Annotated in this window: 11 protein-coding genes; 2 read left to right on the top strand and 9 right to left on the bottom strand. The window is 68.3% G+C overall.

All coding sequences use genetic code 11. The features are described from left to right. Positions 1 to 57: 57 nt before the first annotated feature. The gene (locus ACN9M6_RS12645) at positions 58 to 1,971 is read right to left on the bottom strand and encodes a gamma-glutamyltransferase family protein (protein ID WP_419163257.1); all 1,914 of its coding nucleotides are present in this window, start codon (positions 1,969 to 1,971) and stop codon (positions 58 to 60) included. A 91-nt stretch (positions 1,972 to 2,062) separates the two neighbouring features. Then, positions 2,063 to 3,283, bottom strand: a complete 1,221-nt coding sequence (locus tag ACN9M6_RS12640; protein ID WP_419163256.1) for a DEAD/DEAH box helicase — start codon at positions 3,281 to 3,283, stop codon at positions 2,063 to 2,065. Between the two features lie 77 nt (positions 3,284 to 3,360). Here ACN9M6_RS12640 and ACN9M6_RS12635 point away from each other — a divergent pair, with 77 nt between their 5' ends. Then, complete coding sequence (locus tag ACN9M6_RS12635; RefSeq protein ID WP_419163255.1) at positions 3,361 to 5,220, top strand: M1 family metallopeptidase; 1,860 nt, start codon at positions 3,361 to 3,363, stop codon at positions 5,218 to 5,220. Between the two features lie 45 nt (positions 5,221 to 5,265). On the opposite strand, the gene ACN9M6_RS12630 is transcribed toward ACN9M6_RS12635, so the two are convergent. The 6 genes from ACN9M6_RS12630 to folK form a co-directional block, all read right to left on the bottom strand. Continuing rightward, positions 5,266 to 6,702 carry a Na+/H+ antiporter NhaC family protein gene (locus tag ACN9M6_RS12630; protein WP_419163254.1) on the bottom strand — a complete coding sequence of 479 codons (1,437 nt, stop codon included), beginning with the start codon at positions 6,700 to 6,702 and terminating at the stop codon, positions 5,266 to 5,268. A gap of 17 nt (positions 6,703 to 6,719) precedes the next feature. After that, positions 6,720 to 7,286, bottom strand: a complete 567-nt coding sequence (locus tag ACN9M6_RS12625) for a DNA-3-methyladenine glycosylase (RefSeq protein WP_419163753.1) — start codon at positions 7,284 to 7,286, stop codon at positions 6,720 to 6,722. A 41-nt stretch (positions 7,287 to 7,327) separates the two neighbouring features. Beyond that, positions 7,328 to 9,547, bottom strand: coding sequence for an NYN domain-containing protein (locus tag ACN9M6_RS12620; RefSeq protein ID WP_419163253.1), 2,220 nt, complete (start codon positions 9,545 to 9,547; stop codon positions 7,328 to 7,330). Between the two features lie 161 nt (positions 9,548 to 9,708). Continuing rightward, the gene (locus ACN9M6_RS12615; protein WP_419163252.1) at positions 9,709 to 11,295 is read right to left on the bottom strand and encodes a class I adenylate-forming enzyme family protein; all 1,587 of its coding nucleotides are present in this window, start codon (positions 11,293 to 11,295) and stop codon (positions 9,709 to 9,711) included. A 115-nt stretch (positions 11,296 to 11,410) separates the two neighbouring features. Beyond that, entirely contained in the window at positions 11,411 to 12,565 is a 1,155-nt protein-coding gene (gene aroB, locus ACN9M6_RS12610) for a 3-dehydroquinate synthase (protein WP_419163251.1), read from the bottom strand. Then, entirely contained in the window at positions 12,546 to 13,163 is a 618-nt protein-coding gene (folK, locus tag ACN9M6_RS12605; RefSeq protein WP_419163250.1) for a 2-amino-4-hydroxy-6-hydroxymethyldihydropteridine diphosphokinase, read from the bottom strand. The genes aroB and folK overlap by 20 nt, the downstream gene beginning before the upstream one ends. Here folK and ACN9M6_RS12600 point away from each other — a divergent pair. Beyond that, the gene (locus ACN9M6_RS12600; protein WP_419163249.1) at positions 13,156 to 14,292 is read left to right on the top strand and encodes a carboxypeptidase regulatory-like domain-containing protein; all 1,137 of its coding nucleotides are present in this window, start codon (positions 13,156 to 13,158) and stop codon (positions 14,290 to 14,292) included. The genes folK and ACN9M6_RS12600 overlap by 8 nt on opposite strands. Before the next feature lie 9 nt (positions 14,293 to 14,301). Here ACN9M6_RS12600 and ACN9M6_RS12595 read toward each other — a convergent pair whose 3' ends face one another. Next, positions 14,302 to 14,505, bottom strand: a complete 204-nt coding sequence (locus ACN9M6_RS12595) for a hypothetical protein (protein ID WP_419163248.1) — start codon at positions 14,503 to 14,505, stop codon at positions 14,302 to 14,304.

The raw sequence follows: 14,505 nt of genomic DNA, 5'->3' as shown, positions 1-14,505 counted from the left end.
GACATCTCGCGGCCGGAGCGGGGGTTGGCGGCTGACAGGCAGGCTCGCGAGGCGCGCTCACCACGCGATGCCGTAGTCGTCGCCGTGATGGCTCGATCCACCCCAGAAGGCGCCGTTGCCCCAGTCGAAGTAGATCGCGTTGATCGGCCCCGACGTGCGATCGGAGAACGTCAGATCGTATCCCATCGACTCCAGGGCGGACCGGATCCACGGCGGCGTGGCCTCCTGCAGGAGCATCCGCCCCGGCCGCGTCTCGTGTTCTCCGAACGAGCCACGCATCTGGTAGCTGTTCATGTTCGGAGCCTCGACCGCCTGCTGCACGTTCATCTCCCACTCGACCACGTTGAGGAAGAACTGGAGCAGGTTCTGGTCCTGTCCGTCGCCCCCCTGGACTGCGAAGGAGAGGAAGGGGCGGCCGTCCTTGAGCGCCATCCCGGGGGTGAGCGTGGCGCGAGGCCGCTTGCCCGGCTCGATCACGTTGTACGGGTTGTCCGCTTCGTCCAGCACGAAGCTCTGGGCCCGCTGCGAGAGTCCGATGCCGGTCTCGCCGGCGATCACGGCGGGGATCCAGCCGCCCGAAGGCGTGATGGACACGACCCAGCCCTCGGCGTCGGCCGCCTGGACCGAGGTGGTGCCGAGATAGAAGTCCTCGTCCAAGGCGGCGTGGGCCGCCGCCTCGTAGCCCTGTTCGCCCTGTTCCGTCGTCACCTCGCGACGCTGGCCCCACCGTTCCAGCAGATGCAGGAAGGGGTTCTCGCCGCCCTGGAACGGATAGGGGTCACCGGGGCCGGCGGTCGGATCGTTTCGGTCCCAGTCGATGCTCCCCAGGCGAGCCTTCGCATAGTCCTTCGAGAGGAGGCCCTCGATCGGTTCCTCGGGCGGGAAGTACGGGTCGCCGTAGTAGAAGTCGCGGTCGGCGAACGAGAGGTTCATCACCTGATAGAGGGCGTGGAGGTAGTTCGCGCTGTTGTAGCCCATGGCTCTGACGTCGAGCTGCTCCACCATGTTGAGCGCCTGCAGCATGACGGGACCCTGCACCCAGGTCGTGAGCTTGTAGACGTCGATGCCCTTGTAGTTCGTGGTGACGGGCTCCTCGATGTAGACCTGCCAGTTCGCCATGTCCTCCATCGTGATAAGCGATCCGGCCGCCTGGGCGCCCGCGACGAAATCGGCCGCGATGTCGCCGCGGTAGAAGGCGTCGTAGGCCGCGTAGATCGCCTCCTTGCGGTCGGCGCCGCGAGCGAGGGCCTCGGCTTCGGCGGCCACGAGACGCTCGAGCGTCCGCTTGAGACCGGGCTGCCGGAAGATCTCCCCCTCGCGCGGGCCCGGGTCGTCCGCGTCCTCGGGGTGCGTGAAGTATACCTCCATCGAGGACGGCCACTGCCGGATCTCATCCATTGAACTCCGGATGCGGTTCACCGGATCCGCTTCGATCGGGTATCCGTCCGCCATTTCGATCGAGGGCTGGAGGACATCGGCGAGACTCAGCCGGCCCCACTCGGCAAGCATCGTCATGAGCCCGCCCGGCGTACCCGGCGTCACGGCCGCGAGCGGCCCGAATTCGGGCGGATAATTCCCGTGTCCCTCTGACCGGTAGTGTTCGGGCGTGGCGCCGGCCGGGGCCACGCCGAGTGCGTTGATTCCGATGACGCGCTCTTCGCCCGGATGGTAGATGAGGGCCTGCGTTTCCCCTCCCCACGACAACACATCCCACATGGTCGACGTCGCGGCGAGCATGGCGGCCGCGGCGTCGACGGCGTTCCCGCCCTGATGGAACATGCGCGCCCCGGCGGTCGCGCCGAGCGGCTTGCCGGTAATCGCCATCCAGTGGCGTCCGTGCAGGACCGGCTTTGCGGTCCGCTGCGCTTCCGCGACGGGCGGGAGCGCCACCAGCACCACGGCAGCGAGTGACACCCGGACGCCGCGGACGTGGCGGAGGGGACGGCGGCAGACGCTGGGATCGAGAGACATCGTGACACCTCCGGAAGAGAACCGCGCGGACGAATCCCGAATATGGGCCCCGGCCAGCGGACGGCGAAAGCCGCGGTCCGCGGTCCGCCGGTTATTTTCGGCGCCGGATTCCGCGCCGGAGAGCCGTGGGTTCCGGCCGCTGGACAGGCTCTTCCTCGGGGGGCGGCGGCGGCACGTCGGGCTCGAACCCCTGCACGGCACGGCGCTCGATAGTCTCGCCCAGGAGCCGCTCGATGGCGCGGATTTCGACCCAGTCGCTCGAAGCCATCAGCGTAACCGCGTTGCCGGTGTCGTCGCCGCGCGCGGTGCGACCGACGCGGTGGACGTAGTCCCTCGGATCTTCGGGCACGTCGAAGTTGACCACATGCCGGATGCCCAGGATGTCGAGACCCCTCGCGGCCACGTTGGTGGCGACCAGCACGCGGGTCGTGCCCTCGCGGAACCTGTGCAGCGCCTTGTCGCGCTGGTCCTGGTGCTTGCCGCCGTGCAGGCTGGCCACCGACACGTCGCGGGCCCGCAGATAGTCCGCCAGATAGGTCGCGGCCACCCGAGTGCGGGTGAATACGAGAACCTGCCCTTCCGGCCACTCCTGGAGCAGGTGATGGAGGAGGGCGTGCTTCTGCGACCACTCGACGGGGTGAAGCACCTGGAGGATTCCCTCGGCGGCGGTCTCGCGGCCCACCTGGACCTCCTCGGGGTCCGTCATCAACTCGTGCGCGAGCCAGCGCACTCCACCCGGCATTGTGGCCGAGAAGAGCAGCGTCTGCCGGCTGGCCGGAGTGCGCCGCACGATCTCCTTCACGTCGTCGATGAATCCCATGTCGAGCATCCGGTCCGCTTCGTCGATCACGAGCACCTCGACGCACGACAGGTCGGCGTTGCCACGTTTCACGTGATCGAGGAGGCGGCCCGGCGTGGCGACCAGCACGTCGCACCCGAACGCCAGTTCGTCCTTCTCGGGCCCCAGCGGCGTACCCCCGTGCACGATCACCGGCTCGATCGAGGACGCGGCGCCATACGTCGTGACGGCCGCCCCGACCTGCTGCGCGAGTTCGCGTGTCGGCGTGATGACGAGCCCTCGCGGCGCGGCGGAATGCTCCGTCTCCGAGAGGCGCTGGACGGCGGGAAGCGTGAACGCGGCCGTTTTTCCGGTCCCGGTGTGGGCCGTGCCAAGGACGTCGTGCCCGGCGAGGATGGCGGGGATCGCCTGGCGCTGGATCTCGGTGGGCTCGACGTAGCCGGCCCGAGCGACCGCTTCGACGAGTGCGGGGGCGAGCCCGAGTTGGGCGAAGGGGTGCCGTTCGTCACTCACAGGCGTAGAGTCTCAAGCGTGGTGAACCGCGTTGTTGCGGGGCCCGCGCGGGTGTGCGTGTTACAGGAGCAGGTGCGATGACCGGACTTCGTTTCGCCAGTGATTTCGACGGCCGCCGGGCCTACACCCGACGAAGCATTCGCCGCCACGGTGGCGAGCGGCGGGTCCGGCCGCAAGCCGGAGCCCGGCCTCTACCGCGGGTCCAGCCGCTCCGCGTGCTCATCCCGTGCCTGATTCTCGGCCTGTCGTCCGGCTGCCGTCCGGCCCCCGATGGGCCTCGTCCGACACCCATTCAGGCCGGCCAGGAGACGCTCGACGCCGCCTCCGCGACTCCCGAACCCGGGATGGAACTCAGACGAGCCTCGGATCGCGGTGTCTACGACATCGCCCACTACGATCTCGAGCTCGATTTTGGCCGTCCCGCGTCGGGGCGCTTCGGCGCCGTCGCGACATTGCGCGGGGACCTTGCCGCCGGGGCCGACCGCGTGGATCTCGACTTCATCGGCCTGGAGGTCGCATCGGTTCTGGTCGACGGCGCCCCGGCAGAGTTCGGACGGGGCGGCTCGATCCTCACCATCGGACCGTTCGCACCCTCCGCTGCCGTTTCACAGCGTGAGATCCGCATCGAGTACGGGGGCGTCCCGGAGAACGGCCTCTTCTTCGGGGAGGACCGCGACGGCGAACCCGCGGTGTTTGCGGACAACTGGCCCAACCGGGGCCGCTGGTGGTTCCCGTCCAACGACCACCCGCTGGACAAGGCCACGGTCCGGTTCGAGGTACTGGCGCCCGAGGGCTACGCAGTCATCGGCAACGGCCAGCTGGTGGAGACGCGGCCGGAACCGGGGGGAGGCACCACATGGATCTGGGAGACGGATCCCGCCGTGCCCATCCCGTCCTATACGATGGTCGTGGGCATGGCGCGTTTCGAGCGGCGCGCTCTCGGCCAGGCGGGCTGCGGGCTGTCGCCGGCCGCGCCTCGCGAACCGGGTGCCGGCGAAGCCTGCGCCGACGTGTCGGTATGGGCGCTGGCGGGAGACGGCGACTACGGAGCCGAACGCTTCGCCCGCGCGCCGGATATGCTCGACTACTACAGCGAGCTGATCGGACCCTACCCCTACGAGAAACTCGCGCACGTGGAGTCGTCGACCCGCTTCGGCGGCATGGAGAATTCGAGCGCGATCTTCTACGGACGGGGCGCATGGGAGGAGCGCCGCATGGGCGAAGGGGTCATCGCCCACGAGACCGCGCACCAGTGGTTCGGCGACGCGGTGAGCCCGGCCTCCTGGAGCCACCTGTGGGTCAGCGAAGGATTCGCAAGCTACTTCAGCCCACTCTACTTCGAAGCCCGGGACGGGCTCGAGGCGTTTCGGTCGCTCATGCGCGCCAGCCGGGAGGTCGCCGTCGGTTCGGACGTTGTGGGGCAGGCCATCGTCGACTCCAGCTCCAATCAGTTGTTCGACCTCCTGAACCGGAACAACTACCAGAAGGGTGCCTGGGTGCTCCACATGCTGCGGCGGCATCTGGGGGACGAGGCGTTCTTCCGCGGCATACGCGACTACTACGGCCGCCATCTCCACGGCGTGGCACTGACCGGAGACGTGAGAGCGGCGTTCGAACGGGCGTCGGGGCAGGAACTCGGGTGGTTCTTCGACCAGTGGGTCCACGCGCCGGGGCACCCTCAGCTCGCGATCGACTGGGGGGCCGAGGCCTCGGATCTCCTGGTCTCGATCCGGCAGGTGCAGCCTGCGGACTGGCCCGCCTTCACTCTCGACCTGGACTTCGTGGTCGAAGGCGGGGGGGCCCACGGTCGGCGCGCGAACGTGCGCATGGAGACGCGGGAGGCCACGCTGCGAATCCCGAACGCGGCGGATGCCGAGGGTCTGCGGTTCGACCCCGACGTCAGCGTATTGGCGACGGCCGAGGTCCGTCGGCGGTGAGTCGGCGGACGAGCACCGCCGTCCACGAGACGGGAAGAACCTGTCTCACATCATCGCGCCGACCACGGCGAAGCCCAGGGCCGCGATCCCCCCGGCTATGAGGGCGTAGGGGATCTGCGTGCGGACGTGCTCAATGTGATCGGTGGCCGAGGCGAGCGACGCGATGATGGTCGTATCGCTGATCGGGCTGCAGTGGTCGCCGAAGATGCCGCCAGAGAGGACCGCCGCCACAAATGGAGCGGGGGGCAGGCCCAGCGCATTCGCAAGCGGGATCGCCACCGCGAGCATGATCGCGAAGGTACCCCAGCTGCTCCCGGTGGCGAACGCGATGGCGCCCGTCACGACAAACACCATGGGGATCAGCGCCATGAGAGGGATCGCGTCTCCCACCACGCCCGCAGCGTAGAGCCCGGTCCCCAGCGACCTCGTCACTTCACCCAGCGACAGTGCGAGCCAGAGTACGACCGCCATTCCGGTGAGGGCGCCCGCGCCCTTGAGACCGACGCGACTCAATCCATCCAGATCGAGAGACCGCTGCGCCAGCGCGAACAGCCAGGCCAGCCCCAACCCCACGAGCACCGCCCACAGCACACTCGTCGAGCCGGAGCCCTCGGCAATGGTGCCTCCACCCGTGATCCACATGAACACGGGCATCGAGACCACCATGGCCGCGATCGGGATCAGCATATTTCGCGGCTTGAGCACCACATCCTCGGCGGGCGGCGGTGCGATCTCCTCGGGATCGGCGAGCGCGACGGCGTGATCCCAATGCAAACGGCCCTCGCGCGTCCGCGCCTCCGCCTTCTTCATGGGACCCAGATCCAGCCCCCGTATGGCCGTCAGACCTGCCAGGGCGAGGGCGGCGACCGCATAGAGATTGAGGGGGATCGCGACGAGGAAGACGCCCAGGGGGTTGGCTACCTGCTGTTCGGCCAGGATCCCCAGGACGAGCGCGCCCCAGGCGTTGAAGGGGATCAGAATACAGACCGGCGCCGACGTCGAGTCGATGATGTAGGCCAGCTTCTCCCGGGAAACGCGGAAGCGGTCGAACAGGGGTCGGGACACGGAGCCCGCGACCAGAATCGTGAGATTCGATTCGATGAAGACGACGATCCCGATGAGCCAGGCCATGATCTGCGCGCGACGCCCGTTGGTCACCCAGCGGGCCTCTTCGACCCAGCGCACGAAGCCGCGCATCCCTCCGTTGGCCTCCACCGTGGCGATCAGGGCCCCGATGAGGAAGGTGAAGACGATGACCCGCGCGTTGCCCGCATCTCCGAGCACGCCGATGGCCCCTTCGATCCCGCTCGCAGCGCCCGCGGCGGGATTCCACCCGGCAAGGATCGTGTGCCCCAGCCAGATGCCGGCCGCAAGCGAGAGGAACACCTGGCGGGTGTAGATGGCGAGCCCGATCGCGATCAGCGGCGGCAGAAGCGACGCGAAGCCGTACGATGCGACTTCCTGCAGGGCGAGTTCGGCCATTCACGTCCTCCGGGGGTTCAGCGCCTCGAGATCCAGCGGCTCCTTCGATCGTAGAACCTGAGGGGTCGATCCGCCGCGCGCGAGATCCCGATCCTTGTGGTCACCTCCGTCTCCTCGTCCGGGACCGGGTCGCCCCGGTGGAGGGAAAGGGGGGGCCGACCGAGCCGGTGCGCCTGCAGGTCGGGGCCGACGCCGAGCGCCTGCGCCAGGCGGGCCGGTCCATTGGTCAGCTCATCGCGCCCCCGGCGACGCCGCATGACTTCGATGCCTTCGATCGGCTCGGCGGCTCGGAGCAGAACGCCGGCCGGGAACCCCTTCGGACCCGTCACGACGTTCAGAAGCCAGTGTATGCCGTAGTTGCGGTGGATGTACGCAGTACCCGGGGGGCCGAACAGCGGCGCGTTCCGTTTCGTCCGTCCGATCCGTTCCGCCGCGTGGCAGGCCTCGTCTTCAGGCCCGGTATACGCCTCTGTCTCCACGATCCGGCCGGCCGTTCGCTCCCCGGAGCAATCCGACCGAACCACGCAACCGAGCAGGGCCCGGGCTACCTCGGCGGCTGGACGGTCGAAGAAGTCCGGGGCCAGCCGCTCGGCGCCCCTCGGCCGCAGCGAGTCTGCCCTCCGGGTCAGCTCTCTCGCTCGGCGCGGCGGGCTTCCCGAACGATCTTCGCGCGGCCCTCCGAGAGCACTTCGGTCAGACGCTCCGGGCTGGAGTCGATGACGTCGAACACCTGTTCGCCGAAATGCTCGAACAGAATCTCCGCGGTGCGCTTTCCGACACCCGCGTAGGTCCGCACCATGTGGCCGACGGGTCCGCCGGCCGGCTTCCCGGATCCGCCGCCGGTCCGGCCGGTGCGTCTCCCGGTACCTGCGGCCTTGCGTCCCTCTTCGGCAGCCGGCTCGACATTCCCGGTTCCCCGCCGCGCCTTCTTCGGTGCCGGTTCGGCAGGCACGTCGTCCTTGGCGATCGGCCCGATGCGGTGGCCGCCCTTCGCTCCGGCGGCCCGAGGCGCGGGTGTGCGACCGCGCGACCCCGACCGATAGCGCCCCAGCGTCCGGCGGGGAGCCGCGCTCTGCGAGTCCGTGGACTCACTCGGGCGTTCCGCAGCCTCGGCCTGGCGTTCCACCGGCGGGCGCTTCGGCTCCACCGGTGGGCGCTGACGCTCCGCCGGCTTTCGCTGATGCTTCGGAGGCTCGCTCTTACGCCCCGCGGCTTCACGCTTCGGCTCGGCGGGCCGGCTCCCGGGGGAGGGGGCTTGCCTGGCGGACCCATCCCTCACCCGCGCCTCCTTCGCGCGGGGCGACTGTCCACGCGACCGGTCGCGACGAACGGGTCCAGCCTCGCGCTTCGGCGCAGGCTGCCGCGGAGAGCGCGACGCGGGCTTCGATTCGGTCGTCTTCTCCCGTGCCTTCGGAGTCTCGGGTCGCGAACGTGACGGATCCTCGGCCTGCATCGGACGATCGTCGCGTGGGGGCGGCCCGCGCCTCAGACGACCCAGGGTCTTCCGGGCAGCCGCGGCGGCCGCGGAGAGCGCTGACCGCCCTCCGGCTGCGTCCGACTTCGCCGCCGTCCCGCTATCCCGGTCCTGCGGCGAGTCCGCGCGGTCGGCTTTCGGCCCGGGCGCGGCCGCGCCCTTCGCGCCGGCACCGCCGGCGCCCGGCGTCAGGTAGTGGTTGCCGTCCTCGTGCCGTGCCAGCCGGACGACTCCGGCCTCGTGTGCGGCGCGCAGGAAGAGGCTGAACTTGCTGAAGCCGAAAGTCCCTTCGTCAAAGGCGGCGTCGTACTCGAGAAGCTTGCGCTTGGCCATGGAGTCGCGGACCGGCGCACCCTCCGGCGACAGGTCGCGGATCGCCCGGGCCAGCGCCCGGTAGGCGCCGCGAAGGGCGTCGTCCGATGAAGCCGTCGCTTTCTCGGGCGCCGGTTCCACCGCGGTCTTCCCGGCGGACGGCCGTCCACGGCCGCGTCCGGAGCCTCCGCGGCGCCCCCGCCGACCCCGGCTTCGCGACGCCGCGCCTCCACCCCCCGTCGACGGCGTTTCCTTGCGGCTCACGCTGTCGGTCGGGGCCCGGGACGGTGTGCCACCTGGCGGCGCCACGTCGTACTGCCCGTTCTCGCGCTTGCTGAGTACGATCCGTTCGCGTCGCGCGGCTTCTCCCAGAAAGCGGTTGAACCGGGAGAAACCGACGGTCTTCTCGTCGAAGCCCGGATCCATCTCCAGCATCACCTGCTTCAGCCGATCGGACCGCATCACGTCGCCACGCTCGGCCATCCGTGCAACCGCCTTGCCGGCCAGCTCCCACGGATCATGCTTCTCGGTCTGGATCTCGTCGGCCGACGTGAGCCCCGACAGCCGATTGTAGCTGTAATACTCGTCACAGTTCTGAACGAGGATGTCCGACGTGGACTCCTGCAGTCCGACGCCGATCACGTACTTGCCGTACTCCTTCAGCTTCAGCACGAGGCTCGAGAAATCGGAGTCTCCGGAGAGCAGGATGAAGGTCTCGATCTCGGGACGGATGAACACGAGTTCCAGCGCGTCGATGGCGAGCCGGATGTCCGTCGCGTTCTTCTTCGACGATCCGTAGGCGGGCGCGAAGATGAGATCGACCGAGGATTCCGAGAGCGGTACGATGTACTGGGGATATCTCCGCCAGTCCGCGTACGCACGCTGCACGGCGACCTTGCCGCGTATGATGTCCGAGTCGAGGAAGTTGCGGAGTTCCTGGCCCAGGTTGGACCGGATCCCCATGGTGACGTTGTCGAAGTCGATGAGCAGCGCCGCGGTGTGTCGTACCGTATCGGCGGAGGAACGCCTGTGCGGCGCCCGCGTGTAGGGTTCGTTCATACCTCTTTTTCCGTTCTTTGCTGCGAACGGTTCTTCGAGGCCCCTCCGCCTCGCCCCCGGGTCGACGGGGGGGATGGTGAGAGGGGTCTGCGAACGCCGTTCGCGTTTTTCTGTGCCGCCGTCCCAGGCCATCCTCATTGACGACCGCGCGGCGGCCCTTGCTACGTTGTGCCCCGGCTCGTCCTCGTGTCGGCCTCCGCGCGTATGGCGCGGGCCAGGCTCACGCGGCGCGCCGCAGCACTGGAGGCCTCCGGAAGCTCATCCAGGAAATGGATGATATCCGGCACTCGGTAGTCGGCCAGAGACTCCTGGCAAAAATCGCGGATCTCATCGCCCGTGATCAAAGCCCCTTCGGCCGTGATCACGCATGCGCAAATGAGCTCACCCAGCACGTCGTTGGGGATCCCGAGAACCACCGCTTCTTCCACCGCCGGGTGGGACCGGAGCTGCGCCTCGATCTCGGCAGGGTGAACGTTGTACCCCCCGCGGATGATCACGTCGCTCAAACGGCCGACGATATGCAGGTAACCCTCGGGGTCGACCATCGCAAGGTCGCCCGTCTTCAGGAACCCGTCTTCCGTCATGGTCTTGCGCGTCTGTCCCGGCTGACGAAAATAGCCGCGCATCACGTTGTAGCCCCGTACGGCGAGTTCCCCCACGGACTCGTCGGGCAGTTCGGCGCCGGTCTCTTCGAGGACCTTGATCTCGACTCCATCCAGCGGGCGACCGACCGTGTGGGCGCGCTTGGACTCGGGGTCGCCGGCGGTCGTGATCGAGACGGTGGGGGAGGTTTCGGTCAGGCCGTAGGCGATCTCGAGGTCCGGGATCAGACGCCGGCGCACTTCCCTTGCCAACGCTTCGCCGACGGGGGCTCCGGCGATGACCCCGGTTCGGAGCGAGCCCGGAAGCGGCGCCCCGCGCGCAAGTTCCCGGAGCAACATCACGAACATCGTCGGGACGCCGTGAACCACCGTGGCCTCGTGTGCAGCTGTGAGTACGAGTGCCTCTTTCGCGTCGAACGCCTCCTGCAGAAGCAGCGAACCTCCGGTGCCCAGCGTCGTCAGCGCAGCGGTCATTCCGAAGATGTGCGCCAGAGGTACACTGCACAGGGTTCGGTCGTTCCGGCCCAGCGCCATTCTTCGCGCGGTCGCGAGCGCCGTCCGCACGAGGTTGTCGTGCGTTAGCATCACACCCTTCGGGGCCCCTGTGGTGCCGGGTGTGTACAGAATCGCGCAGGGATCCCGCAGCGGATCCACCTCCGCGGGCGGGGCCTCCCGTCCCCGACCGGCTGCGATCAGATCTTCGAACTGGAAGATCCGGTCGTCGTACCAGAGATCCTCTTCCCCGACCGTCACCACGTACTGAAGGTCCGGCAATTCGACCAGGAGACTCTCGAAACGCTGGAGGTAGTCGGTTCCGTTCCATTCCTCGGCGGTGATCGTGACCTCGGCCTCTGAGTTCCGCAGCATGAAGCGTAACTCGCGCGCCGAATAGTTGGGGCTGAGCGGCACGAGGACGGCTCCGGTCTCGGCGACCGCGAGCGTGGAGACCACGAACTCGGGCCAGTTCGGAAGCACGACCGCGACTCGATCCCCGGGTTCGACACCGAGACTGTGAAGCCCGACCGCAAGCGCCCGAGCCTGCGAAGCGACGCGGGAATAGCTCCACGACTCCCCGCCCGCCAGAATGCACGGGGCGTGCGGGTTCGCGTCGACGTGTTCGGCGAACAGGCCGGCGACGCTCAGCATCGGGGTCTCGGGATGTTCGGCTGCGGTCACTTCTTGCCGGTTCGGTGAAATGCTGCCCTGGGGCCGGTGGTGTCCTGCCGGCGGTTCACGGCCAACGCGTCGTCCTGGCGCCCTGTCACGGACGGCCGTGGCCGGGACAATCTCCACCTTCCGAGGCTGGCCGTAAAGCCGTCGCAAGCGGGCCGGCGAGATCTTCCTGTTCCAGAGCGAAACTGTGGCGTCCGTCCGGATCGGTCGCGACCTCGCCCACACGAGCCAGAAACACACACCGGACCCGGGCCTTGCGCACTTTCTTGTCCTTGGACATCGCGTCCCGGATTTCCGTTGGTCCGCGCTCGGTCTCCCAGTCTCCGTCGAGCCCGCACGCCTCCAGGAGCGTCGCAATCTGCCCGGAGGTTCCCCCGTCCGTGATCCCGAGGGATTCGCCGAGGCGCGCCTCCACGCGCATGCCCGCGGCAACGGCCTCGCCGTGAAGGAGCTTGTAGCCTTCGAGAGCCTCCAGCGCGTGGCCCACGGTGTGCCCGAAGTTCAGGATCTCGCGCACGCCGCGCTCCAGGGGGTCGTCCCCGACGACCGTGGCCTTGTGCCGGACTACCCGGGCGATGAGTTCGGCGGAGGCTTCGGGTTCGCCGTCTACCAGTGCCGAAGCTCGCCCCGCGATCCAGCGCCAGAGCCCGGCGTCGAGGATGGCCGCCGTCTTCACGGCCTCGGCCAGCCCCGCACAACGCTGATGACGCGGGAGCGTCTCGAGCACGGCGGGATCGACCAGCACGGCCGAGGGGTGGTGGAAGGCGCCGACCAGATTCTTGCCCGCTTCGGTGTCGACACCGGTCTTTCCGCCCACGGAACTGTCGAGCATGGCCAGCAGCGTGGTGGGAATCTGAACGACGGGGATGCCGCGCATGTAGGTCGCCGCGACAAACCCCGCAAGATCGCCCGTCACGCCGCCACCGAGTGCCACCACAGCCGAGTCCCGCCCGAACCCCGCCCGGAGCATGCGGTCGCTGAGCGACGACCACTGCTCCCGGCTCTTGTTCCACTCGCCCGCCGGGAACGGGATGAGGGCGGCGTCGAGGCCGGCGTCCTTCAAGGATGACATGACGCCAGGGCCGTAGAGTCGGGCCACCTGAGAATCGGCGATCACCGCGTACCGGTGCGCGGGTGACTGACTCCTGCAGACCGAAGCCACGTCGGTGAGCAGGCCCGGCTCGATATGGATCGGATAGCTCCCGCCTGCGGCGATCCGGACTTCAAGAGTCTTGCGGCTCATGGGCCTCCGTCAGACGCAGATTCGTGACCTTCACGCCCGTGGTATCGACGGCGGCGGCCAGGTCGGCGATCGAGCGGCAGAGTGCGGGATGCGGCCAGCCGCCGGCAATCTCCGCCAGCGGCACGAGGACGAAGGCTCGCTCAGACATTGCGGCGTGCGGAATCGTGAGCAGCGGAGTCGCTACAACTTCGTTCGCATACAGCAGGATGTCGAGATCGAGCGGCCGGGAGGAGAATCTCGGCGCGAGCGGATCCCTCCCGGCCCTGGACTCCAGATCCTTGAGCGCGACAAGCAGATCCCGCGGATCGCACCGCGTCCAGCCCACGCAGCATGCGTTCAAGTAGGCGGGCTGATCGAGGCCGTAGGCGGGAACGGTCTCGTAGACTCCGGAGAACCGGGCCTCGACCAGTACCTCCTCGCGCAGGCTGCGGGCTGCATCTCGCAGGTGTTCAATCCGGGCCCCCAGATTCGATCCGAGGCCGAGGGCCACCGGGCGAAGGGCGGGGTCGGGCGGATGGGCAAGCGTATCCACACTCAGGCGGAAACCGTATGATGGGTGGTCGAATCCCGGCAGCCCGGGGCAAGTCGCCTTGAACACATCACCCGTTCCCGATCGCCGCACAACCGAGACCACGGTCCGGCAAGCCGGCGTCTCGTTCACCGCGCTGTGCATCTTCGCTTACTGTGCCTCGCCCCTCGCCGGCCAGCTGGACTCTACGCGGATCCGCAACCAGTGCCGCAGCGTCCACCCGATCGAGAATCAGTCGATCCTCTACGGGACCATCACTGACGGCCGGAGCGGCCTGCCGCTTCCGGGGGGCCGCGTCCACCTCACATGGGCTACCCGCACTACGGAAACCGGAAGGGAGATCCCGAGCCACTTCGCCGCCGACTCCGAGGACGGCGCCTACGTCGTTTGCGATGTACCGCAGGAGACCCGCATGACGGTCTGGGCCGACGCGCTCAGCATGACGAGTTGGCGCGTCGCTCTGATCCTCGAAGAGGGCGAGATGCACCGTGAGGACCTCGACGTGCTCCATGAGGGGCCGATGGGCGCTGTTTCCGGGATCCTGCTCGACGACTCGACGGCCCAGCCGATCAGCGGCGCGACGGTCCGGATCCCGGGCGCTCGAGGGTCGGTCGTCACGGAGTCCAACGGCAGGTTCCGCATTGCGGAAGTACCCGCGGGATTGCAGGAACTCGTCATCCGCCATGTCGCGTACGGAGAGCCGACGGCGGCTCTGAGTGTCGCACCGGGCGTGAGCACGAATGCCCGGATCCGGCTCGCTCCCCGGCCGATCGCCGTCGCACCCATCGCGGTCGAGGTTACCGCGAGATCTCGCTGGCTCGAGGAAACCGAGTTCTACGATCGGCTCGAGCGAGGCCTCGGCGCGTTCGTTACGCCCGAGGAAATCGACCGCCAGCGCTATCGCAGTCTGGCCGACGTTCTGCGAACGATCCCGGCCGTCAACCTCCGGGAGACCTGTGCTCCGCATTGCGAGGTGTACATCCGAATGGCGGGCCAAACGATGACGGGGTGCCTCCCGACGTTCTACGTCGATGGGCGCCAGCTTCACGGGCTCCCCTATCCGATCGACCTCGACATGATCGCGGTGGCGGGCGACCTCGCCGCAGTCGAAGTGTATCGCGGGATTTCGGAGACGCCCCCCCAATTCTACGGGCGGTGCGGATCGATCGTCATCTGGACGCGGCGGGGCGCGGGCTGACCGTGGTCGCTAGCGCCCCTGCGGGTTGACCGGGACGATGTTGTTCCCCGGGTTGGTAGAACCCGGCTCGTCCAGCCCTGGGTCCTGCTTCAGCGAGTCACCCACGGGAATCGACATCCCGACATCGAGGTTCTGACACCCGGTAACGGAAGCGCCCGCCAAACTGATCGCGATGGTCGCGGCAGCCAGCAAGCTCATTGCCTTTTGTTTCAT

The organism is Candidatus Palauibacter sp., assembly GCF_965197445.1.
Lineage (GTDB): Bacteria > Gemmatimonadota > Gemmatimonadetes > Palauibacterales > Palauibacteraceae > Palauibacter.
Note: the sequence above shows the minus strand (reverse complement) of the source record. Positions and strands in the feature narration are given on the sequence as shown.